This window comes from Brucella sp. IR068, assembly GCF_049065885.1.
GTDB lineage: Bacteria > Pseudomonadota > Alphaproteobacteria > Rhizobiales > Rhizobiaceae > Brucella > Brucella intermedia.
In genome coordinates, this window is the sequence record NZ_JBAKHE010000012.1 from 102,843 (window position 1) to 124,708 (window position 21,866).

The window sequence follows — 21,866 nt, forward strand, 5'->3', positions numbered from 1 at the left end:
GGTGTCTGTGCCAGCTTATTGTCTAGAGCGAATTCGCAGTCGAAGGGAGGCTTTGACATTGCGTTAATACGGCTGAAACAACTGCTTGAAACACACAGCCTGAATCGGTCAGGCAGGCAGATGCTCTAACTACCTGAAATTGCAAGCGCAAGAAGGGATATAAAATTTTCTCACAATATTTTATGCTTTGCTCAAGCAATACTCGAACAAAGCAACATACAAATATTCGCAATCTCGATGGAAATATCTATCAAACCACTTCAGTTGCCGAACCAGGCTCCAACCCCTCATACGAACATACGGATACTGTCAGCCGCTAAAGCGGCTGATCTGGATGCGGAGATGCACCATACGCGCCCCAGACGGATTGATCGAAATTCACGATGGCGCCGGTCATCAATCCGGATTCTTCCGAGGCCAGGAAAGCTATCGCACGGGCAACTTCGGCCGGATCGATCAGCCTTCCGAAAGGCTGGCTCCGGGCCGCTTCATCGAGCCAGTTCGCCGGCGCATTGTGAAATTCGCGCTGGATGCGATCCTCGCCGTCCGATGCCATCCAGCCAATATTCAGGCTATTGATGCGAATGCGGTTGCGAAGCACCGAATAGGCCACGTTGCGGGTCAGCGTGTCGAGCGCCCCCTTGGAGGCACAGTAAGCCGCAATGAATGGCTGGCCGCCCATGGAGGACATCGAAGAAATATTGACGATGGTTCCCTCAACCTTGTCGCGTCGGAACAGCTTTATCGCTTCCTGAATGAGGAAGAACGGCGCTCGCATATTCACCGCAAACAAACGGTCGAACAGTTCGGGGTCGGTATCCAGAATGGTGCCCCGATCCGTGAGACCAGCAGCGTTTACGAGGACATCGAGTCGTCCAAACACACGATCAGCTTCCGAGATGATCTTGCGGCAGTCTTCCACCTTCTCAAGATCGGCCTGAACGAAAACGGCTTCTGTTCCCGCTTTTTTCAACTGATCGACCTGTGCCCGCCCCTTCTCAGCCGAACGCCCGCATATCAAGAGACCTTTCGCGCCTCTTTCAGCAAACAGTTTGGCCGTTGCTGCTCCCAGCCCTTGGGTGCTTCCCGTTATGACAGCAACTTTACCGCTGAATTGTCCGTTCATTCTACACTCCGAAAACCCATCAAACCCTGCCGCCCAGTTCGGCAGTCAGATCGGCAAGCTCCTGCCCACCCGCCATCAGGCTTTGCAGTTCGTCCATGTCCACATCGTTCTTGGTTCGCGTTCCAAGCGTTACGCCGCGATTGAGAACCGTGAACTTGTCACCGACCGCATGGGCATGACGAACATTGTGGGTGATGAAGATGACGCCCAGCCCCCGCGAGCGCACCAGATTGATGTATTTGAGAACCATCGCTGTCTGGCGCACGCCCAGCGCCGAGGTAGGTTCATCAAGGATGAGCACCTTCGCCCCGAAATAGACGGCGCGGGCAATGGCCACACACTGGCGCTCGCCGCCGGAAAGCGTTCCCACAGCCTGCTGTGGATCACGAACGTCAATCCCGATCTTGCGCATTTCCTCGCGTGTTACCTCTTCGGCCTGTTGTGCATCGAACCAGCGGAAAGGTCCGACGCCCTTTGTCGGTTCGCGCCCAAGAAAGAAATTGCGCATGACGGACATCAACGGGATCATAGCTAGATCCTGATAGACGGTCGCGATGCCATGATCGAGCGCATCACGCGGACTGTTGAAGAAGACAGGCTTCCCCTCAACCAGAAAGTCGCCGCTCGTCGGCTTATGCACGCCGGACAGCGTTTTGATCAGGGTCGATTTACCAGCGCCATTGTCACCAAGCAGACAGTGCACCTGCCCCGGTTCGACGCTTAACGAGACGCCGTTCAATGCGATGACTGGGCCGAAATGTTTAACGAGATTGCGGACTTCGATGATGGGCGTCGTCATGGCAAACCTCCTCAGCGCTCGCCGGTCGCACGCTTGCGAATGAAATTGTTGAAGAGCACCGCGATCAATAGCATTCCGCCGAGAAAGACCAGATACCAGTCCTGATCGATCTGGGTATAGGTCAACCCGATCAACACCATCCCGAATATGATCGCACCGAAGAATGCGCCTATCGCAGAGCCATAACCGCCGGTCAGCAGACAGCCCCCAATCACCGCGGCAATAATCGCCTCGAATTCCTTCTGGAAGCCGCGGCGCGCGTCGGTTGAGCCAGCATCCAGAACGGTAAGGATAGCCACCAGTGCTGCAGCCATTGCCGTGCACATGAAGAGTGTCGTCTTGACACGGCGCACGGGAACACCGGAATTGCGGGCGGCAAGTGCATCACCGCCTGCCGCGAAAATCCAGTTGCCGAAGCGGGTGCGCACCAGCACATAGGTCGCGATAAGCGCAATGGCGATGAACCAGAGAACTTCGACAGGGACGCCTCTTACCGACGGCTCCCCATTGGGGAATTTGGCGATCAGGTCGTTTTCAGCCATCCAGGCAAAAACTCCCTGAAAGGCATCGCCGGAAAAGAGTCCTGCAAGATAACTGCCCGCAACGGCTTCCTTCACACCCCGCAATTGGGTGGCTCCGCCCGTGGCCCATTTCAGCCCAACCAACGACAAACCACGCAGAATGAAGAGGAAAGCGAGCGTTACGATAAAGGATGGCAGGCCCGTCCGGATAACTATCTGGGCATTCACCACGCCCACGAAAGCCGCAAAAAGCAGGGTGACGATGATGGCGACGGCGAGTGGTACCTGCCACACGACGAGGGCAGCGGCGAAGATCAGGCCAGCAAAGGCGACCATCGAGCCGATGGAGAGATCGAACTCGCCGCCGATCATAAGAAGCGCCGCGGCGACGGCCAGAATGCCAAGCTGCGAAGCAGGCGCCATGAAGTTCATGATACCGGCTGCCGTGAACATCGCAGGGTTGGCAACAGAAACGAAAAAGATCGTTATAAGGATCAGACCAGACACCGCCCCCAATTCCGGCCGGCTCAGGAGCCGCTGCAACGGGCTGGCCGATTGCAAACGCTCATCCTTCGACAGCGGTGCCGTTCCGGCCTTTTGATGGGGAAGTGGCTCACTCATGATCTTCTCCTGATACATTCCGGGCGCAGAAACCCATTCCCGCCCATTGTCATGGGCGGGCTTGATGTTTGATCGTCGAAACGAGGTTAACGGATGCCCTTGGCCGAAAGTTCAACGACCTGCTTGGCTTTGTCCTTGGTGATCAGGTTCGGACCCGATGGAACATTACCACCCGGCATCAAGCCGTACTTCGCGTTAAGCGCGAGAAACGATACCGGCAGATAGCCTTGCAGGAACTGCTGCTGATCGATGGCGAAATCCGCCTGTCCCTTTTCGACGGCTTCCAGAAAGCCAGCCGACATATCGAACGTCGCAACGTGGATACCGCTGCGACCGCTCTCTGCAGCAGCCTTCACAGCTGGTTCACCCGCGAGTGTCGCATTGAGGGTCAGGATCGTGTCGACGGCAGCATCGGATGCCAAAGCCGCACGAACCTTGGCTTCGTTTTCTGCAGGATCTGTCGACGTAGGCAGAACCGTCACCTCACCAAAGCCCTCTTTGAAGCCTGCACAACGCTGATCGAGCGAGACGTTTCCGACTTCCTGATTGACGCAAATGCCTTTCTTTCCGCCAGCATTCTTCAATGCTTCACCGGCAACCTTACCGGCATCGAATTCATCCTGACCGACATGCAGCAGAGCGCCGAGCTTCTTCGAAGCATCGGACCCGGAATTCATGGAAATGACGGGAATACCGGCTGCGACAGCACGTTGAATCGACGGTCCAAGCGCATCCGCATCTGGAATGGAAACCACGATACCTTGTGGTTTCTGATTGATCGCAGCATCGATAAGCTGCGCCATCTGCACCATGTCAAAGGTTTCCGGTGCGCGGTAATCGACCTTCACACCCGTATCCTTTGCCGCTTCCGCAACGCCATTCTTCACGACAGACCAGAACGGGTCGGATGCCTGACCATGGCTGACCACGACGATATTAATATCAGCTGCCTGGGCTGCGACAGAAGCAGCCAACAAGGCCACCCCGGCTACGGCCGACTTCAATAGAGATTGCATGTTCACTCCTCCCTTGTCCGGCGCTCCCCGCCGGTTTGCGTTAACGCTTTACCTTCGTCTGCGGCATCCCGGCGCTCCTCCAAGCGTTTGTCCGGCAACTCATGCAGAGGTTGGGTTTATTCAATAGAATGAAACATTCATAACAAATTATCGTGGAATTATAATTCCATTTCTGGTAGCTGATGTCAATCGCATAAGCTGCCGACGATATGCTTATTTCGCAAAGGAGTTGCGCAGCGCCAAACACCTCGACCATCGTTTCGGGAGGAATGCCATGACTGGTAGAACTGAGCTTCTGACGGTCGGTTTGATCGGGTCCGGTTTCATGGGCAAGACGCACGCCCTTGCACTCGCAAACGTCAACCGGGTGTTCGACTTGCCGATTGAAGTGCGGCTTCACACATTGGCCGATGTGAATGCGGAAATAGCGACAAAAGCCGCAAAACAACTGGGCTTTGCAAATGCCACCGGCGATTGGCGTACACTGATCTCAAACCCGGATGTCGATCTCATCGACATCACTACGCCAAACCGTTTTCACAGGGAAATGGCGCTCGCCGCCATTGAAGCAGGCAAACACGTCTATTGCGAAAAGCCGCTTGCCCCCACCGCAGCCGAGTGCCTCGAAATGGCGCTCGCCGCTGAACGGAAAGGTGTTCAGACCGCAGTCGGATTCAACTACCTCAAAAACCCGATGATAAAGCTGGCAAGGGAAATCATCGAAAGCGGAGAACTGGGCGAAATCCGCAATTTTCGCGGCATTCACGCTGAGGACTTCATGGCCGACGCCCGTATCCCCTGGACCTGGAGGCTTGATCCGGCGGGCGGAGGCGGAGCACTGGCCGACATCGGCAGTCATATCATCGCTGCTGCGCGCTATCTCGTTGGACCGATCACAGCCGTCATGGGAGACGCCGTGACAGTCATCAGCGAGCGTCCGGATAGTTTGAACCCTTCACGGATGAAACCCGTGGAAGTGGACGACGTTTCGCGTGCTTTCCTGCGTTTTGAAAACGGAGCGACCGGAACGCTCGAAGCAAGCTGGATCGCCAGCGGTCGCAAGATGCAGCATGATTTCGAGATTTCCGGATCGAAAGGTTCGTTATGCTTTTCGCAGGAACGCTTCAACGAGCTCGACCTGTTTCTCTTTTCCGACAAAAAAGGGCAACAGGGCTTCCGCAAGATATTCGCAGGACCTGAGCACGAACCCTATGGAGCCTTTTGCGTCGCGGGCGGTCACCAGATCGGCTTCAATGATCTCAAGACAATCGAGGTCCGCGACTTCCTGCTTGCCACCGCTGGACAGAGGAACGGTCACGCCGATTTTCGTGAGGGTTATGAAGTGCAGAAGGCTGTAGAAACGATCTACGCCTCGTCCCGTGACCGCCAATGGAAAAATGTCTAGCCTGTACGTGAAGCAGGATGAACGATGAACTCTCCGTCGACTGTCAGTATTTTCGCATCTATGCCATAGACGTCTTGCAATAGTTGCGGCGTGAGGACCTCCGTTGGCGCCCCGTCCGCAACGATTTCCCCCTTGTCCACCACAAGCAGGCGCGTGCAATGCTGTGCCGCAAGGCTCAACTCATGCAATGAGGCAACAACCGTTCTCCCCTCCCGCGCAAGTTCAGAAAAACTCTCCATCAACCCCAGTTGATGAGAAGGGTCGAGGCCTGCCACCGGCTCGTCAGCGAGTATCATCGGCGTATCCTGCGCCAGCACACGCGCAATCAGTACCCGCGCCCGCTCGCCGCCGGAAAGCTCCATTGCGGGCCTGTCTCGGAATTGGGCAACGTCCATACGCTGCATTGCACTATCGACAAGCGCCTTGTCCTGCGCATTCATGCTCGCAAAGACCGGTTTCAACGCAGAACGGCCCAAGGAAACAAGCATCTCCACTGATATCGGCCACGCCACATCACGCTCCTGGGGCAGATAGGCAAGCTTTTGCGCTTTTTCCGAAGCCGTCATTCGGCGCAAGTCGTCCCCATCAAGCGAAATCTCTCCTCGGGACGCAACAAGCCCCAGGATAGCGCGCAACAACGTCGTCTTTCCGGCGCCATTGGGTCCGATCAACCCGATGAATTCACCGTCGCGAATAGCGAAACTTGCATCGTTGAGCGCAGCTTTTCCGCCGAGCGTAACGGAAAGATTTTTTGCCGAAAGCGATGTCATACGAGCCGCCTCCGATATTTGAAAACCAGCCACAGGAAGAACGGCGCACCGATGATTGCGGTGAGGACGCCCAGTTTCAGCTCACGCCCCGGCATGACGATGCGCACCAATATGTCAGCCGCCAGCAAAAGGCCAGCGCCACCGAAACCGCTTGCGACCAGTAATCGCGATGGACGCGAACCCACAAGGGGACGCAAGAGATGAGGGACCACCAGTCCTACGAAACCGATTGCCCCTGCAACCGCAGTGGAAGCACCGACGCAGGCCGCGGTACCCAGCACGGCAAAAAGCTGCACACGAGCCAGATTGACGCCCATCGTGGCCGCAGCGTCGACCCCTAATGTCAGGCTGTCGAGAGACCGCCCGAGTGCCAGAAGCATCGTCCAGCCAACCAGAATAAATGGTGCGGCAAGACCGACATGGGTCATTGATCTGTCTGCCAGCGATCCGAGCATCCAGAACACGATTTCCATTGCCGCAAATGGATTGGGTGACAGGTTGAGCGCCAGCGCCGTCAATGCTCCGGCAAGGCTCGTCACCGCGACACCTGCCAGAATGACGGCGAGCGTGCCGGCATTCCGCCCCGCCAGAAGCTTGACGAGAAACACCGACACAAAAGCCCCCGCCAGCGCAAGCAGCGGCAAGGCCAGCGGAAACAGAAGCGACAGGCCGCTATAGATAGCAATAACCGCTCCGAACGACGCCGATGCGCTCACTCCCAGCAAACCCGGTTCCGCGAGCGGGTTGCGCAGATAGCCCTGCAAGGCAGCGCCAGACAGCCCAAGCGAAGCTCCGATAAGGAGCGCGAGCAATGCCCGGGGCAGACGGATTTCGCGCATCACTAGCACGATCATTTCGCTGTCATCGCCGAAAAGTGCCTTGAGGCTGTCGGGGATGCTGATTGCCGCAGGTCCCGTCAGCAGCGAAACAACGAAAAGCAAAGCCACGAGCAGGGCCAGCCCGACCAGCAGAAGATAGAAGCGGTTACACTCAGTCACGCGCGGCCTCCGCGAGTTCTGCCACGGCTTCCACGCTGAATGGTCCACCGCACACGGTCAGATTGTCTGCTATCGTCACCGCCCTCGCCTGTCTCTCGAGCGCCCGCAAGGCCGGGTGTTCGAAATTCTCGAAAGCCAGCGCAGGCGCGCGTTCTCTGGAACTGCGCACCAGAATATCCGGCTTTTCGAGCACCAGTTTTTCCAGTGATAGCGGCGCAGAGCCACTGACGCCTGCCTGGTCGGCCAGATTATCAAGTCCGGCAAGGCGAACTGCTTCATCGACCAGCGTGCCCCGACCGGATGTGTAACTGTTGGCGTAATAAAGCGCGACCGTCTTGCGACGGACAGGCTGCTGGATTGCCGCTAAAGCAGCTTTCATCTTATCGATTTCCCGGCTGGCTTCCGCCTGTCTTCCGAGCAACTCGCCCATGCGACGCAGATGATCTTCTATATCGCTGAACGAGCGGGCGGGCGCGAACTCTTCCACCCGTACGCCGAGCCTCCGCAATAGTCCAACCGTCGCTCTCGAGGAGAATGTTCCCGCCAGCACAAGGTCGGGCTTCATCAGGAAAACTTCTTCTGCCTGCGCATGGTTGGCCGGCAACTGCCGGGCTTTCGCCGCCATGACGGACAATTCCGGGTCCTGCGATAGATAGGAAACCGATTGTAGCTGCCCTTCCCTGGCCAACAGAATTGCGAGCTGATCGGTACATACATTGATGGAAACAACCCGCTTTGGACTATCCGCTGCATCTGCCGGATTTCGAACGAAAAGGGCCAGCCCCGCCGCGAGGCAGAAGCTGATGGTCCAGTTTGCGGATGCCCTTTTCATTCTCTGTTCAGCCTCAGAAATTCCGGGTCAATCCGACATTGATCGTACGTCCTGGCGCAATATAGCCAGAGCTGGCCTGATAGTCCTTGTCAAAAATATTCTCGACCGAAAACTTCAGTTGCGATTGCTTGTCGATGGAATACAGCGCCACAAAATCAGCGGTCACATAGTCACCGAGTTTCTTGTTGTTCGCAGCGTCCGCGTAGCGGGAGCCGCCGTAGATCAATCTTGCAGCCAGATCGAGCTTTTCAATCGGCGTGAAATTGACCTCAGCCGCTGCCTTGAAACGTTCACGATAGGGAAGATCGTTTCCAGTGTCTTCATCGATAGGCCGCTTGAAATCCACCATGCCTTTGGCACCCCACTGGTCGTTGAAGCGGTGGTCGAGCGTCGCTTCAAAACCGGTAATGTGGGCTCGGTCAACGTTCACCGGCAACCAGAGATGCGTTTGCTCGTTTTCTCTCCAGCTGATGCCCTGCTTTAGTCTGGTATCGTAGAAAGCCATATCCAGACTGGTGCGAGCGCCGATCCGCCAATTCAAACCGAGTTCATAAGAACCCGATTTCTCGGGGTTCAAATCAGGATTTCCCGACAGCGGATAGTAAAGATCATTAAATGTCGGCGCACGGAAACCGGTTGCGTAAGAAGACCTCAGCACCAAATCCGGCAAAATTTCATAGCTCGCGCCAAGGTTATAAGTGGCGACGTTGCCGAATTGACTGTTGTGGTCATAGCGAATGCCACCGTCAATGCGCAACGCCTCATATTCCAGCGAATATTGACCGAACACGGCAGCCAGGTCGCGGCTGGTTTCATCATAGGCAACCGTGGTGTTGATCTCCTCGCGGTAGGCCTCCACGCCAACGGTGACCGTATGACCAACGTTGCGGGTATCGAAGCTCTTCTCGGTCGATCCAAAAACCCCATAACGCCTGGTTTCAAACCGGTCAGATCCGTTCACGCCCTTGCGGAAGTTACGGCTATTGTCGATACCGGTGCTGAATTCCAGTGTTGACGACCAGTCCGCCGAATGATCGATCCGCGTTCCGATCTTGCCGTTAAATGCCGTGCTGTCAGCCTGGTTCGGCGAAGGCGCTTTGGCGTCATACTGGTTACGCCCCCGGCTGAAGAGACCATCTGCATAAATTTTACCCCAATCGAAATCTTTCGACAGCGCAAAGTTGAAGGAGCCCTGTAGAAATCCATCGCGATCAGGCTCATGACCAAACGCATCCGATGTGGTGAAGTCATATCCTTGCGTGCCGGTGATAGCCGCGCCGAAAGTGTAATCGACCCCATCTTTACTGCGCCCCTGAACGGAACCGGAAACATAGCCGCCCCATGGATGGCTAACCCCGGTAGAAAGGCTGCCGCACCAGGAGCGCTCGCCACAGGCACCACCCTGCTTGGTAATGATATTGACCACGCCACCCATGGCGTCGGCGCCATATTGAGCAGAATGAGGGCCTTTTGCGATCTCAATGCGGTCTATTGAGCTCAGGGGAATATTCGCCAATCCAGTTGCGCCGCTTGTCGCGGACGCGGTGCGCACGCCATTGACCAGCACGACTGTTTGCGTGGCGGACATCCCACGAATGAAGATACCAGCCGAAGAACCCTGCCCGCCATTCGTCTTGATGGAAATACCGTTATAGGATTTCAGCAGTGACTGCAGATCGGGAGCGGCCGAACGCTCGATATCCGAGGAATCGATGACAGTCACCGATGAGGTCGAGCGCTGCAGCGAAGACGCGCGGCGCAATGGCGTGACCACGATTGTATCGAGAACGACGCTGCCCTCGCTTTCCGGCAGGTTTTGCGCAAGCGTCACAGACGGTAGTGCAAGAACACTGGCCGATACCAATAGAACCGATGATTTCAAAAGATGCATTTTTTCCTCAACCTGCCGTATCGGAGGACCGATAACCGGCTTTTCCTCTCACCGCAGGTTGAAGTGATAGTGGCGTGATACGCCCTTCTTCCCGACGGCAACATTTCAACAATGTCACCGCCACGGACAGCCGCGCCTGGACACACCCCGTATCCATGCATGGGTGACCGGATACGGCAGGTCTCCTGACTTCCGGGTCATCGCTTTTCCGCCGCCTTCCCGATCGCACGATAGCTTTCAGTGGCTTTCACCGCTTGCACGGCTGTGGAGGATAGCTCTCCGGTTACAGTTGCGGGGGCAGTCGCGGCATCAGCCCGAATGGCTTCACCGTGTTCCCTTTTCATCCGCCTGAACAGCGGAACCGTTTCCTAGTGATTGCGATAGCAACATGGTTAAGGATTCGCAACTGCGACGAAGCGCAATCCGGAAGAGAAAACTGAATCACATTGGCAAGGAATGGATTCAGCCTCCTGTTTTCAAAAGAATTTTCTTATCGCAGGAACGCACGGAAGCGCTGGAGCGCGAAGTAGAAAAGCACCGAGCCGATGACGACAAGGGCCAGAAACTGCGGCCACACGACGCTTAGCCCTGCACCACGAAACAGGATCGACTGCGCCAATATGACGAAATGCGTGTTCGGCGCCGCCAGCATGATCGTCTGGATGACCTCGGGCATGCTTTCACGAGGGGTTGTGCCTCCTGAAAGCACTTGCAAGGGCAGTAGCACCAGCATCAGCAGCATTCCGAATTGCGGCATGGAACCAGCCGCAGTCGCCAGAAAGATACCAAGACTGGTCGTCGCAAAAAGCTGCAGCGCCGCACCGACGAGGAACAACGACACCGATCCATAGATGGGAACAGCGAGCAGTCCCTGCACCACCACGACCAAGGCAAAAGCTGAAGCAATCAGCACGACCAGCCCCATAGACCATATTTTGCTGACCATGATTTCGACGGGCGTTACCGGCATCACCAGCAGATGCTCTATGGTTCCGTGTTCGCGCTCTCGAATAAGGGCTGCGCCCGTCAGAATGATAGACAGCATCGTCACCGACGAAATCACATTGTTGATCGCCCCGAACCAACCCTTGTTCAAATCCTGATTGAATCTCGCCCTCAGATTGAGTTCGACGGGTGTTTGTGCGCTGCCGCGATAGCGATTGAGAAATTCGTTCACCTCGCTCGTCACAATCGCCTGCACATATCCACCCCCGGTAAAGGCCTGGCTCATCCGGGTCGCGTCGACATTGAGCTGGATCGTCGGGGAACGCCCAGCCAGAAGATCCCGCTGAAAATTCGGCGGGATGTTGAGTGCGAACGTGTCCAGCCCTTCATCCATCCGGGCATCCATTTCATAAGATGAAATGAGTTTCGGAGGTACGAAATATGGCGGATAGAACGCTGTCGTGATGCGGGCCGAAACCGGTGACAGATCTTCATCGACAATCGCTATGGCCGCATTGTTGAGCGTTTCGGGCATCGCCTTGGAAGCGGTGTAGATCGCAAGCGTAAAGGCATAGACGATGAGGATCAGCAGCATCGGATCGCGTGCGAGACCCCGCAGTTCCTTCACACCAAGCTGGACTATGTTGGATATCCGCATCTCAGCCCGCCTGTTTCTTGAGAAGAATGATGGCGAGCGCCATGAGTAGCGGCACCGCGATCAACAAGGGCAGAAACGAACCTGCGAGATCGGCAAATCCCAGTGCCTTGGAGAAAACGCCACGCGAAATGGTTACGAAATGCGTTGCAGGATAGATTTTGCCGATGAAAGCGCCCGCGCCTTGCAGCGACGACACAGGGTCAATAATGCCAGAATATTGCACCGCCGGAATGAGTGTCAGCAACGCCGTGCCGAAGATTGCAGCGATCTGGCTGTTCATGAAAGTCGACAGCACCAGTCCCATGCCGGTCGCGATCGTGACATAGAGCAATGCCGCCAGCGCATAGGTTGGGAAGCTGCCCGTAAACGGTACCCGAAAAATGAAGACTGCGAAGGCAGTCAGCATCAGGAAATTGAGAAACGCCAACCCGATATACGGCAATTGCTTGCCGAACAGAAATTCGAATTTCGTCACTGGCGTCACGTAGAAGTTGATGATGGAACCCAGTTCTTTTTCACGGACTACGCTTAGCACCGCCAGCATCGCCGGGATCATCAGCAGCAGAAGCGGAATGACCGCCGGCACCATGGCCACGAGGCTTTGCACATCGGGATTATAACGGTAGCGGATTTCCAGGTTGAAACTGCCGACAGTCGCCGCGCGCCCATAAAGCTCACGCGCTTTCTGCGTCAGCCAATTGGCATGCATCCCCTGAACATAGCCTTTGATTGTCTCCGCGCGGGTTGGCATCGCGCCGTCAATCCATGCGGCGATTTCCACTGGGCGTCCGCGCATGACATCTGCGCCGAAATTCGGCGGTATTTCGATGGCGAGGCTGATTTCCCCCTCGCGCATTCGCCGGTCGAGATCGTCATAATCGGTTATCGGAGCCTGTTCGGAAAAATAACGCGAACCTGCAATCTGCTGGACATAATTACGGCTGATCGTCGTGTCGTCCCGGTCGAGAACAGCGAATTTCAGGTTCTCGACATCCATGTTGATGCCGTAACCGATGACAAACATCAGGATAACGCTGCCAAGGATAGCAAGCGTTGCACGGATCGGATCGCGCTTCAATTCCAGCGCCTCGCGCCGCGTATAGGCCAGCATTCGCCTCAGGTCCGGCAACCAGCCTGAAGCCTGCTTTGGATGCGATTCATCTGCCTCTGCCGCTTGATCCGGCAAGACTGCGGGCAATTGCGCGAGCTGTCCTGTTTCGCCGATAGCATCCTGAAGATAAGCGACGAAGGCCTCCTCCAGAGTTTCCGCATGGCGACTTTCGGTAATCGCCTTGGGGGTATCGCTGATCAACACCTTGCCCGCATGCATCAGCGAAATACGGTCGCAGAGTTCCGCTTCGTTCATGAAATGGGTGGAGACAAAAATGGTGACGTTGTCCTTGCGCGACAAATCGGCAAGGATTTGCCAGAAGGCGTCACGGGCGACCGGGTCGACACCAGATGTCGGCTCATCGAGGATAAGGATATCGGGCGAATGGATCAAAGCCACAGCCAGTGAGAGCCGCTGGCGAATACCAAGCGGCAAGGCGTCGGGCAAGGAATCCATGACCTCTGTAAGATCAAAACGTTCGGTCAATTCCTTGATCCGACGTTCGGTCAGGTCGTCCGCCATCTCGAACAGCTTGGCGTGAAGCTCCAGATTCTGGCGAACGGTCAATTCCGAGTAAAGTGAAAACGCCTGGGACATATATCCGACATGGCGGCGTATATCGATATCCTTCGGGTCGACCTCACGCCCGAACAGCAGGGCTGTACCCTCACTGGCGGGCAACAGCCCCGTCAGGACTTTCATGGTCGTGGTCTTGCCACAACCGTTGGAGCCCAGAAAGCCGAAAATCTCGCCACGCGGGATGCGAAAACTCACGTCATTCACTGCCGTGAAATTGCCGAAGCGAACAGTGACGTTTTGCGCCTCGATTGCGATTTCGGCATCGTCGCCGAATTCACGCTTTGGGATTTCGATATCGTGATGCCCTTTTCGCAATTCTTCCGGCAGAAGCGCGATAAAGGCAGCATCGAGATTGGGAGTATTGGTACGCTGCAGCAATTCCTGCGACGTACCCGTCGCCAGTATCTGACCGTCATTCATCGCGACGAGCCAGTCAAAACGCTCGGCTTCTTCCATATAGGCCGTGGCAACGATGACGCTCATTCCCGGACGATCCTTGCGGATATCGTCGATCAACTCCCAGAACTGACGCCGGGATAGTGGATCGACACCGGTCGTCGGCTCATCAAGTATGAGCAGGTCGGGATCATGGATCAGCGAGCAGCAGAGGCTTGTCTTCTGCTTCATGCCGCCGGAAAGTTTGCCCGCGGGACGGTCGGCGAAGGGCGACATGCCGGTTCGTGCCAGAAGATCGGTAATACGCCGCTCGCGTTCTTTCCGGTTATGTCCAAACAACCGTCCGAAAAAATCGATATTTTCGAACACCGAAAGCGTCGGATAAAGGTTCTTCCCAAGCCCTTGTGGCATATAGGCGATGCGCGGATAGGCGGACTGAAGATGCCGCTTATCGGAAATATCGCCGTTCAGGACCTCGATATGGCCCTGCTGCACCGTCCGGGCCCCGGCGATCAGCGATAACAGGCTCGACTTGCCCACCCCATCAGGCCCGATCAGCCCGACCATGCAACCTGCCGGAACATCAAGGTTGATCTCCCGCAGCGCGCGGGTTTTTCCGTAGGACAATCCTACGTCTTGCGCCCGGACGACAAAGCTGTCGTCGCTAGCGCCAGCTTTGACCGGAACATCATTCATTTCACGGTTTCCGCAAGATGCTGCGGCCACTCGGCATTGGGATCAAGCTTGACATAGGCCATGCCCGGAAGTCCCGTTTTTACCTGCTGAATATATTTTTGAAGCAGTTCCTGCGAGATCTTCGCCTTGACGCGGAACATCAGTTTCTGGCGCTCCTCCTCCGTTTCCACGGTCTTGGGCGTGAACTGGGCAACATCGGCCACAAAGCTAATATTCGCAGGAATGACATATTGCGGCGCGGCGTCGAGAACAATCCGGGCCTCGGCACCAATGGCGACCCGCCCTGCTTGAGCAGTCGGCAGGAAAAAGGTCATATAAACATCGCTGACATCGACAAGATTGAGCACCCGTCCGCCGGCGGAAAGCACCTCGCCCGGCTGGGCGACGCGATACTGGACGCGCCCGGGTTTCGGGGCCCTCAGGGTGGCGTCGTTGATATCTGCCTGAATGCTGGCGATTGCCGCCCTGGCGGCCTCTACGGATGCCTCGGCATCGATGACCTGCGCCTTTGCGGCGCCTATGGCGGCTTCCGTGGCGGCGAGCTGTGCTCTGGCTGCACCGACCGCTGCCTCTGCTCCCTGCGCAGTCGCGCGATCGTCGTCAAGAACCTGCTGAGAAATCGTGCGTGTTTGCGTCAATTGCTGGGAGCGGGCCAAACGTCGTTGCGCGGCATCGAGCTGCGCTTCCCGCTGCGCCACCGTCGCTTCCGCAGCCGTGTGTTCAGCTTCGCGTTGCGTGACCAGGCTCCGTGCCGTCTCGATACCGATCTCGGCTCGGCGCAGTTGCGCTTCGGCCTGTTTGAGCTGGCTTTCAAGCTGGTCCGTATCCATGCGTGCAAGGATGTCATTTGCCTGTACGAAATCGCCTTCGTCGACGAGGATTTCGCGGATGCGCCCCGGACTCTTCGTTGAAATATCGATTTCAACCGCCTCGATGCGGCCGTTACCCCGGGCGATGCCTTCCGGCAGCCCGTCTCCGTTCAGCGATTTCCAGGCGTAATACACGCCTGCGGCAAGGACGATAATCGCTCCAGCCAGTATCCATTGCTTGCGGTTGAAAGCCATAATGAAGCACCCTCATTGCCATCGTCGTCACGATACCGTCTTCAAACGAAGCATCGGCAAGCGGTCGCTGTCTGCGAGGGTTTTCGTCATCCCCACCGCCCCGCCTCCGGCATGGACCGGAACCTTCTTTGGGGGATATGGAACTACCTTCTCATTTAGCAACCGGTGAATTGGGGGAAGCGATCCAGAATCGCAAACTCCCGGCTGGGTCTGCTCTAGCCATCGCCGAAACCGTTCGCCTTGATTAGGATCAAGAACAGCTAAAACATCGATGTCGTTGGAGACGCGGGTGCTGATTTGATGAAACAGAGGGGAGCAACGCCGACAGCACCCGCTGGCTGCCGACAGGCGACGTTGCAGAAAGATCGCGCTCATGCGCTCGACAGATTGATTTAGCCGGGGTGCCTTTCGAGTAGGGCCTCGGCACCCCGGGTCACCGGCTCTGGTGGAACCCGGCAACGATGGCTAGTTAGCACCCGCTCATAGGAAGCTCTTTGATTTCAATCAAACAGGAGACAATTCCGCGAACTATGATCGTTTTCCCAGTCAGTTTTTTCGTGGCCTGCATTTGCCCCATGTCTTCTTCAGATAGTTCGAGACAGCTCCGAGCTTCGGATCGGAGAGAAACCCCTGACGGAATAGAATGCTTCCCTTCACTTCCGGTAATGCATCATTGAGTTCGAGCTGGCGCTTGATTTCTGTCACGCCATCGCCAGCCTCCCATCCGGGCTCGAGTGTAGTCCCGGCGCCGGCCCGATAAAGCGCCAGACCGATATAAAGGTCGGTCTGCGTCCCCCGAACCGTCTCTGCCCACCATCTGGCAATCGTCCCGTAGGACGCTTCCTTCCTTCCGAAGGACCAGTAAATCTGCGGCGCAATATAATCGATCATCCCCTCCTTCACCCAGCGCCGGGTGTCGGCAAAATCTCCATCGTAATTGGTTTTCCCGGCGCGGGTTGCAGAACCGCGCGGATCGTCAGCGGCATTGCGCCAGACGCCGCTCGGACTGATGCCGAAACGAACATTCGGTTTGATTGATTTTATCTTGTCGGAAATCTGCCGCACCAGCGTATGGGTATTGTAGCGACGCCATTCATATTTGCTCGAAAAACGCGTCCCGAACTGTGCATAGGATTTATCGTCATCGAGTCTCGACGATGCAGTTTCATAGTAGAAATAGTCATCGAACTGAATGCCATCGACATCATATTTCTGAACAACCTCAGCGGTAACATTCGTCACCCATTCGCGAACGGCCGGAATGCCGGGATCGAGAACATAACGATCCGCCGATACGCCAACCCAGGCCGGGTGGGTTTTATATACGCTGGCTGGCGACTCCTTCGACGAATTTCGCAACTCCTTGCGGGTTGACGGCTTTGTATCCATCGAAACGCGATAGGGGTTCAACCAAGCGTGCAGTTCTATGCCCCGCTTATGCGCTTCCTGAACCGCAAATTTCAGCGGATCGAAGCCCGGATTTTTGCCTAGCGTTCCCGTCAGATAGGACGACCACGGCAAATAGGCTGACTGGTAAAACGCATCGGCAGTGGGCGAAACCTGAAAAATGACGGCGTTGATACCGTGCTCGGCCGCCTCGTCAAAAAGCCTGACAAGTTCTTCTTTCTGGCGCTTTACACGTTCGGCATCGTCCTCGATCCGAGAGGAACTGCGCGACGGCCAATCGAGATTGAGGACCGTCGCTATCCAGCTGGCATGAAATGCATCGCAATCGAGGGGCATGAATTCGTTCCGTCTAAACAACTTGTCAGGCAAGGGGTTTGATATGGCTGTTTAAAACATTAGGTTAAAGATTGAAAACCGACAGCGAGGGCAACATGTACAAGAATATTCTCGTCACGACCGATGGGTCGGAGTTTGCAGAGCGCGGCCTTGCCCACGCATTTAAGCTGGCGCATAGCGTTGGTGCGAAGGTGACCGTGTTGACGGTGACCGCGCCCTATTCGGTTTCGGGGCTTCCGGGCGGCTGGACCGATAGCCCTGCTTTCATCGAGCGTTTCGAGCAGGAATGGAACGAGTATGCCGATAAAACCCTCGCGCGTGCGCGCGAGCTGGCGAACGAAGCGGAAGTCGAAGTTCATACGCTGCATGAGGTTGCCCCGCATCCGGCGACATCCATCATTGAGACAGCCAAGGAACTGCGCAACGATCTCATCGTCATGGCTTCCCATGGTCGTCGCGGACTGAAGGGCATGCTTCTCGGCAGTCAGACCCATGAAGTCCTGACCCGCGGCAACACACCGGTTCTGGTCGTAAAGTAACACGAAGTCGAGCCCGGCCTGAAATGCCGGCCCTTATTTCAGCCGGCCTGATGACCTGTTGCGCTTTCGATATCAACGCGAAAAAAGACTGGCGCAAGTTTGCGTTCGTGACCGTCTTTGGCAACCGTTTTTGTGTAGGCGGGTTCCCACCAGGTTGGCTCCGAAGCCATGAGCGCGACGATCGAGTTTTTTTCGTCTTCGCGTTCGATCTCCCGATATCGGCCGTTCAGCACTACGGTGCGCCAGCTGGTCCGGGATTCAATCTGATCGAAAAGGATGCAAACCGCATCGTTCTTGCGCAAGGCGTCGGTTTTATGGCCCTCGGTCGTAAAACAATAGAGTGAACCGCCGCTAAACCGGAAACTCAGTGGTAGGATATACGGGCGATTGTCGAGAACGTAAGCCAGCCGCCCCAACTGGGTGTGCTGTATCATGTTCCGGATATCGTAATCCGACATTTCCCTGATCATCATGGCTCAGCTCCGCCGTTTGCTTGTCTGCCGACAGGTTAACATAGGGCGGCGTTCCAGCTTTGACCGTAATCAAAGCGCAAGGGCGGTAATTTTATCAGATGAAGAGACGTCCTTCCGCGATCTTGACTGCGGTTCCGCCGATCCGGGCACCTGTAAGCTGCTGTTTGGCAACGTCCAGTTCAAGGCGAATCCGCGAAGGCCGCCCCATCTCCATACCTTGCTCGATCCACCACTGCGAACTGCCATCAACAGGCTTGTCGTTTTTCTGGATCATGCCTGCAAAGGCAGCCGCTGCAGAACCGGTAGCCGGATCTTCATAGACATTGGCGCCCGTTACAAACATGCGTGCATGGAAATTGCTGTCGAACAGAATTGTTTCGCGGCAATAGACATAAATCGGCAAGGGACGGCCATCGACGTGCGGCAGGCTTTCATTGACATAGACCGGATCAATGGACACTTTTGCTGCCGCTATCAGATTATGGACCGGCACCAGCAGATAGGGTGTACCCGCACTCCAGACTGCGGGCACATGGTTCTCGAATCCGATCTCGTGTGTGCCGAGACCGATTGCGGCGGCGGCCTCTTCCTTTTCGATCTTGACCTCGAGCCGTTCCGGAAGGCGGGGGAGATCGAACTCGGCGAAAGCGCTGTTCTCGCCAAGTATCACGCCACACCGAACAATGCCGACCTTCTCTTCCAGAGCGACGAGCCTGTCCGTCTCATCCCCCGTCTTGCGGCGTCGGGCGAGCGAAACCGCCGCACCCACCGTAGGGTGCCCGGCAAAGGGAAGCTCATAATCAGGCGTGAAGATACGCACCGCCGCCTCATGCGCCGGATTGCTCGGCGGGAAAATGAACACCGTTTCAGAAAGATTGAACTCGCGTGCGATGGCCTGCATGCGCGTATCGTTCAAACCTTCGCTGTCATGAACCACAGCCAGCGGATTTCCAGCCAGAGCCTTGTCGGCGAAAACGTCGAAAACCTCGTAAAATCTGCCGGAAACAGCGGCTTCACTCATCCCTCATTCTCCCCACGACATGCTCACAAGACAAATTGCAAAGGCGATTTCACTCCGATGCTTCATGCTGCGCGTTATCTGCGAGCATAGACAATTTCGTGGCGCTGTCATCTGCAAGTCTGACCAAGTTTTAGAGATTGTTAAAATGCCAGTCCGCGAAGGCTCGCACATAACTCGGCGTGGCCTCGCCCATCGCCCCTGCTGCCTTCACCGGAATGATCTCTGACAGCTCGGGCTCGGCCTCATCAGCCAAGTACTGCTCGATCCGCGACACCAGCTCCGTCGATGGCGCGTCAAAATAATAACGGCGGAAAAGCGCAACGCTGCGATTGCCAGTCACGAGATTGATTTGCTGCTCCGCTCTGGCGTCATGAAGATCGAGACCGGTTTCTTCCTGAACCTCTCGCCTGCGATTGGCATCATAGTCGACATATCCGTCGACAATATCGTTATCGTCGATCGAGCCAGCCGGAAAATAAACCCTTCCGGCTCCCGCATTCTGCACCCCCATGCGGCCTGCGATCAGATGACCCTCGCTGGAGACAATCACACCGACGCCGAAAATGTGCCAAGGACGTTCCTGCGATACGTCACGTCGCCAGTGCATCAATGTCGCAAAACTTGTACGCTTGAAACCGGCTTTAAATAGACCGCCCGTCAATTCCGCTTGCGGGGCGAGATAAAACTCACCATCGAACAAGGTCGGGTTCGCAGCCCGCTCTTTCGTCCAGTTCGAAGCAATCGCTTCGCTGTTCTCCACCGTATATGGCAAAGAACCGGGCAGCACCCGCACATCCGCACGGTCGATTATATGGACGGTGTTTTCGCGGACCTGTTCCATCATTCAAACCATATTCAGCGTCACTGCAACCGGGCAATGATCGCTTGCCTTCGGACGATCCCACCCGGTTCGGGGATAGCGGTCGATCTGCTGACCCGGCGGAAAAATCGTGCGCCACGGCTGCCCGCGCCGAATGATGTTGGGAACCGCTCTTTCATTCTTCTTCGCGAATGAAGGCGACGCCATGATGTAGTCAAGCTGGCAGAGATGGCGCTCTTGCGGCCCGCGCGTGTGATAGAGCGTCCAGCGGTCCATCACGGGACGGCGTTCGACCAGGTTGACCGCAAACCCGTCTCCCAGAAGCACGTCCAGCGCACTTTCTTCCTCGACCATTGGCGTGAATTCGTAACCGTTCCATTCATCGCCTCCGATGATGATCCGCTCGCGATAGTCATTGAAGTCACCGCAAATCAGCCAGCGGCGATTGGCAACATTGGAAGGACCGAACTTGTCTTCGATGATACGGCGTATCGCTCGCGCTTCCGCGCGACGCACCGGCAAAGAGGAAGTTCGTCCATCAAAGCCGTTGCGCGCGCCCGTCATCGATTTCAGATGTGTCACGAAAAGCGACAGCGGCTTTCCGGCAATACGAATATCCACATTAAGGCAATCCCGCTTGAAGATGCGGTCATGGGCTTCAAGTCCGAGTTCGCCGAGGGCAGGCTCGTACAGGCCGAAATCATTATAGGTTACGTAGGCGTAGCTTGTGACCTCATCAACCTCAATGGGCTGGCCGTCCCGTGTGGTGTCGCGCATCATAACGGCGACATCGATGCCACGGCTGTCGTTTCCGTCAATCAGGTATTTATGCCGGAAGCCATGGCCTATCATCTTGAAAAGATAGCCATACTCGAATGCATTCAGCGCAGCGAGGTTGTCCACTTCCTGCAGGCAAAGAATGTCGGCGCGTGTTTCGGCGATAGCAAGGGCCGTCATCTGGCGCGTATCGTCGGCATGCGCAATGGCCCGTGCCTGCTCGAGAAGGCGATATTGCGCCTCATCGCTGATTTCAAAGAGTTGCAAGGTGCGATCCTGATGCAATTCATTGCGAAAGCCGGAAAAATCGAACCGGCGCATCAGGTTTTCGACATTGAAGGTAGCTATTGTAAACATGCATGCGCAATCTCTCCGCTTGCCGGGCGATTGGCAAGAGGATGAATTCCGAAACCAATAAATTTCTGCTGAAACCGTGACTTGGGTTTCAAAAGTACCCATATACCGGGAGAAACGTCATTGAAGCGAGCCGAGACGATGCGAAACCTACTGCACCTGACGATACTGACCGGACTTTTCGTTGCCGGTATTGCGAGTGCGGGGTCAGCCGTCGAACTTCGCAACAGCCAGTATCTTCCCTCGTTGAAGCCGAGCGGCCCTTTGATTATCGGCGGTCAGGCGGGAGCCAATCGCACCGACCCGAGCGCCCGCAATTGCTACGGTTCGACACTTTGCCGGGAAAGCGGAACTTATATTACCGAACACGGCGTATTAAATTACAAGAACGGCGATGCCCTGCAATATCGGCGCACGATGCAGCCGCCGACCGCCGGCGCGCGCCCGAGCAGCAACCATATCCAGTGGTGTTCGAACCGCTATCGCAGCTATCGAACATCCGACAACACCTACCAGCCGATAGCCGGTCCGAGAACGGGCTGCAATTCACCCTTCCAGTAAGAAAAAAGCAACGGTGTTAGGTGTCAAGCACCGTTGCGTTTGCGTCCCGGATTCTCGCGTTGAGGATAATGATCATTTTTCGCATGACGGCGACGAGTGCGACTTTGCTCGGCTTTCCCTTTTGCTTGAGGCGCTGGAAGAACGCCTTCA

19 protein-coding genes, 1 pseudogene and 1 riboswitch are annotated in these 21,866 nt (G+C 56.1%); of the genes and pseudogenes, 3 read left to right on the plus strand and 17 right to left on the minus strand.

What is annotated here, in order from left to right; all coding sequences use genetic code 11:
* Positions 1-316 precede the first annotated feature (316 nt).
* The 4 genes from ACOWVS_RS18540 to ACOWVS_RS18555 all read right to left on the minus strand — a co-directional run bounded on the left by ACOWVS_RS18540 (position 317) and on the right by ACOWVS_RS18555 (position 4,083).
* Positions 317-1,126 (minus strand): SDR family oxidoreductase, encoded by an 810-nt coding sequence (locus ACOWVS_RS18540; RefSeq protein ID WP_021586676.1) that lies wholly within the window; start codon positions 1,124-1,126, stop codon positions 317-319.
* 19 nt (positions 1,127-1,145) lie between these two features.
* Positions 1,146-1,925 carry an ATP-binding cassette domain-containing protein gene (locus tag ACOWVS_RS18545; RefSeq protein ID WP_006467147.1) on the minus strand — a complete coding sequence of 260 codons (780 nt, stop codon included), beginning with the start codon at positions 1,923-1,925 and terminating at the stop codon, positions 1,146-1,148.
* An 11-nt stretch (positions 1,926-1,936) separates the two neighbouring features.
* On the minus strand, positions 1,937-3,067 hold the full coding sequence (locus ACOWVS_RS18550) for an ABC transporter permease (RefSeq protein ID WP_036592843.1): 1,131 nt from the start codon (positions 3,065-3,067) through the stop codon (positions 1,937-1,939).
* An 86-nt stretch (positions 3,068-3,153) separates the two neighbouring features.
* Positions 3,154-4,083, minus strand: a complete 930-nt coding sequence (locus tag ACOWVS_RS18555; RefSeq protein ID WP_006471710.1) for a sugar ABC transporter substrate-binding protein — start codon at positions 4,081-4,083, stop codon at positions 3,154-3,156.
* A 274-nt stretch (positions 4,084-4,357) separates the two neighbouring features.
* On the opposite strand from ACOWVS_RS18555, the gene ACOWVS_RS18560 reads away from it, so the two are divergent.
* The gene (locus tag ACOWVS_RS18560; RefSeq protein ID WP_021586673.1) at positions 4,358-5,488 is read left to right on the plus strand and encodes a Gfo/Idh/MocA family protein; all 1,131 of its coding nucleotides are present in this window, start codon (positions 4,358-4,360) and stop codon (positions 5,486-5,488) included.
* Here ACOWVS_RS18560 and ACOWVS_RS18565 read toward each other — a convergent pair.
* From ACOWVS_RS18565 to ACOWVS_RS18600, 8 genes are all read right to left on the minus strand, one after another.
* Positions 5,485-6,258, minus strand: a complete 774-nt coding sequence (locus ACOWVS_RS18565) for an ABC transporter ATP-binding protein (protein WP_021586672.1) — start codon at positions 6,256-6,258, stop codon at positions 5,485-5,487. The two genes, ACOWVS_RS18560 and ACOWVS_RS18565, sit on opposite strands and share 4 nt — an antisense overlap.
* A complete protein-coding gene (locus ACOWVS_RS18570; protein WP_021586671.1) occupies positions 6,255-7,256 on the minus strand; it encodes a FecCD family ABC transporter permease in 1,002 nt (333 codons plus the stop codon). The genes ACOWVS_RS18565 and ACOWVS_RS18570 overlap by 4 nt, the downstream gene beginning before the upstream one ends.
* A complete protein-coding gene (locus ACOWVS_RS18575) occupies positions 7,249-8,088 on the minus strand; it encodes an ABC transporter substrate-binding protein (protein WP_021586670.1) in 840 nt (279 codons plus the stop codon). Before ACOWVS_RS18575 ends, ACOWVS_RS18570 begins: the two co-directional genes overlap by 8 nt.
* A gap of 13 nt (positions 8,089-8,101) precedes the next feature.
* Positions 8,102-9,979 carry a TonB-dependent receptor domain-containing protein gene (locus ACOWVS_RS18580; RefSeq protein ID WP_021586669.1) on the minus strand — a complete coding sequence of 626 codons (1,878 nt, stop codon included), beginning with the start codon at positions 9,977-9,979 and terminating at the stop codon, positions 8,102-8,104.
* Positions 9,980-10,136: 157 nt separating this feature from the next.
* Positions 10,137-10,360: riboswitch (cobalamin riboswitch) on the minus strand.
* Between the two features lie 109 nt (positions 10,361-10,469).
* Entirely contained in the window at positions 10,470-11,582 is a 1,113-nt protein-coding gene (locus ACOWVS_RS18585) for an ABC transporter permease (RefSeq protein ID WP_021586668.1), read from the minus strand.
* Between the two features lies 1 nt (position 11,583).
* Entirely contained in the window at positions 11,584-14,364 is a 2,781-nt protein-coding gene (rbbA, locus tag ACOWVS_RS18590; protein ID WP_021586667.1) for a ribosome-associated ATPase/putative transporter RbbA, read from the minus strand.
* Positions 14,361-15,428 carry an HlyD family secretion protein gene (locus tag ACOWVS_RS18595; RefSeq protein ID WP_021586666.1) on the minus strand — a complete coding sequence of 356 codons (1,068 nt, stop codon included), beginning with the start codon at positions 15,426-15,428 and terminating at the stop codon, positions 14,361-14,363. Before ACOWVS_RS18595 ends, rbbA begins: the two co-directional genes overlap by 4 nt.
* Positions 15,429-15,974: 546 nt before the next feature.
* Positions 15,975-17,171, minus strand: coding sequence for a glycoside hydrolase family 10 protein (locus tag ACOWVS_RS18600; protein ID WP_021586665.1), 1,197 nt, complete (start codon positions 17,169-17,171; stop codon positions 15,975-15,977).
* Between the two features lie 95 nt (positions 17,172-17,266).
* Between ACOWVS_RS18600 and ACOWVS_RS18605 the strand changes: the two genes are divergently transcribed.
* Entirely contained in the window at positions 17,267-17,710 is a 444-nt protein-coding gene (locus ACOWVS_RS18605; protein WP_021586664.1) for a universal stress protein, read from the plus strand.
* Between the two features lie 38 nt (positions 17,711-17,748).
* Here the strand turns inward: ACOWVS_RS18605 and ACOWVS_RS18610 are convergent, their stop codons facing one another.
* The 4 genes from ACOWVS_RS18610 to ACOWVS_RS18625 all read right to left on the minus strand — a co-directional run bounded on the left by ACOWVS_RS18610 (position 17,749) and on the right by ACOWVS_RS18625 (position 21,158).
* Positions 17,749-18,183 (minus strand): pyridoxamine 5'-phosphate oxidase family protein, encoded by a 435-nt coding sequence (locus ACOWVS_RS18610; RefSeq protein WP_021586663.1) that lies wholly within the window; start codon positions 18,181-18,183, stop codon positions 17,749-17,751.
* A 94-nt stretch (positions 18,184-18,277) separates the two neighbouring features.
* Positions 18,278-19,204 carry a PhzF family phenazine biosynthesis protein gene (locus ACOWVS_RS18615; RefSeq protein WP_021586662.1) on the minus strand — a complete coding sequence of 309 codons (927 nt, stop codon included), beginning with the start codon at positions 19,202-19,204 and terminating at the stop codon, positions 18,278-18,280.
* 130 nt (positions 19,205-19,334) lie between these two features.
* Positions 19,335-20,045 carry an NUDIX hydrolase gene (locus ACOWVS_RS18620; protein ID WP_031346687.1) on the minus strand — a complete coding sequence of 237 codons (711 nt, stop codon included), beginning with the start codon at positions 20,043-20,045 and terminating at the stop codon, positions 19,335-19,337.
* 3 nt (positions 20,046-20,048) lie between these two features.
* Positions 20,049-21,158 carry an endonuclease/exonuclease/phosphatase family protein gene (locus ACOWVS_RS18625; protein ID WP_021586660.1) on the minus strand — a complete coding sequence of 370 codons (1,110 nt, stop codon included), beginning with the start codon at positions 21,156-21,158 and terminating at the stop codon, positions 20,049-20,051.
* 138 nt (positions 21,159-21,296) lie between these two features.
* On the opposite strand from ACOWVS_RS18625, the gene ACOWVS_RS18630 reads away from it, so the two are divergent.
* Positions 21,297-21,716, plus strand: coding sequence for a BA14K family protein (locus ACOWVS_RS18630; protein WP_021586659.1), 420 nt, complete (start codon positions 21,297-21,299; stop codon positions 21,714-21,716).
* Positions 21,717-21,732: 16 nt separating this feature from the next.
* On the opposite strand, the pseudogene ACOWVS_RS18635 reads toward ACOWVS_RS18630, so the two are convergent.
* Positions 21,733-21,866 (minus strand): annotated as a pseudogene (locus tag ACOWVS_RS18635) (IS110 family transposase); the annotation flags it as partial.

Excerpts from the sequence above, each read along its gene's own strand:
- ACOWVS_RS18565 (WP_021586672.1), bottom strand. The coding sequence starts at position 6,258 with ATGACATCGCTTTCGGCAAAAAATCTTTCCGTTACGCTCGGCGGAAAA.
- ACOWVS_RS18540 (WP_021586676.1), bottom strand. The coding sequence starts at position 1,126 with ATGAACGGACAATTCAGCGGTAAAGTTGCTGTCATAACGGGAAGCACC.
- ACOWVS_RS18595 (WP_021586666.1), bottom strand. The coding sequence starts at position 15,428 with ATGGCTTTCAACCGCAAGCAATGGATACTGGCTGGAGCGATTATCGTC.
- ACOWVS_RS18620 (WP_031346687.1), bottom strand. The coding sequence starts at position 20,045 with ATGGAACAGGTCCGCGAAAACACCGTCCATATAATCGACCGTGCGGAT.
- ACOWVS_RS18610 (WP_021586663.1), bottom strand. The coding sequence starts at position 18,183 with ATGATGATCAGGGAAATGTCGGATTACGATATCCGGAACATGATACAG.
- ACOWVS_RS18550 (WP_036592843.1), bottom strand. The coding sequence starts at position 3,067 with ATGAGTGAGCCACTTCCCCATCAAAAGGCCGGAACGGCACCGCTGTCG.
- ACOWVS_RS18545 (WP_006467147.1), bottom strand. The coding sequence starts at position 1,925 with ATGACGACGCCCATCATCGAAGTCCGCAATCTCGTTAAACATTTCGGC.
- ACOWVS_RS18600 (WP_021586665.1), bottom strand. The coding sequence starts at position 17,171 with ATGCCCCTCGATTGCGATGCATTTCATGCCAGCTGGATAGCGACGGTC.
- ACOWVS_RS18560 (WP_021586673.1), top strand. The coding sequence starts at position 4,358 with ATGACTGGTAGAACTGAGCTTCTGACGGTCGGTTTGATCGGGTCCGGT.
- ACOWVS_RS18555 (WP_006471710.1), bottom strand. The coding sequence starts at position 4,083 with ATGCAATCTCTATTGAAGTCGGCCGTAGCCGGGGTGGCCTTGTTGGCT.
- rbbA (WP_021586667.1), bottom strand. The coding sequence starts at position 14,364 with ATGAATGATGTTCCGGTCAAAGCTGGCGCTAGCGACGACAGCTTTGTC.
- ACOWVS_RS18630 (WP_021586659.1), top strand. The coding sequence starts at position 21,297 with ATGCGAAACCTACTGCACCTGACGATACTGACCGGACTTTTCGTTGCC.
- ACOWVS_RS18605 (WP_021586664.1), top strand. The coding sequence starts at position 17,267 with ATGTACAAGAATATTCTCGTCACGACCGATGGGTCGGAGTTTGCAGAG.
- ACOWVS_RS18625 (WP_021586660.1), bottom strand. The coding sequence starts at position 21,158 with ATGTTTACAATAGCTACCTTCAATGTCGAAAACCTGATGCGCCGGTTC.
- ACOWVS_RS18615 (WP_021586662.1), bottom strand. The coding sequence starts at position 19,204 with ATGAGTGAAGCCGCTGTTTCCGGCAGATTTTACGAGGTTTTCGACGTT.
- ACOWVS_RS18575 (WP_021586670.1), bottom strand. The coding sequence starts at position 8,088 with ATGAAAAGGGCATCCGCAAACTGGACCATCAGCTTCTGCCTCGCGGCG.
- ACOWVS_RS18580 (WP_021586669.1), bottom strand. The coding sequence starts at position 9,979 with ATGCATCTTTTGAAATCATCGGTTCTATTGGTATCGGCCAGTGTTCTT.
- ACOWVS_RS18585 (WP_021586668.1), bottom strand. The coding sequence starts at position 11,582 with ATGCGGATATCCAACATAGTCCAGCTTGGTGTGAAGGAACTGCGGGGT.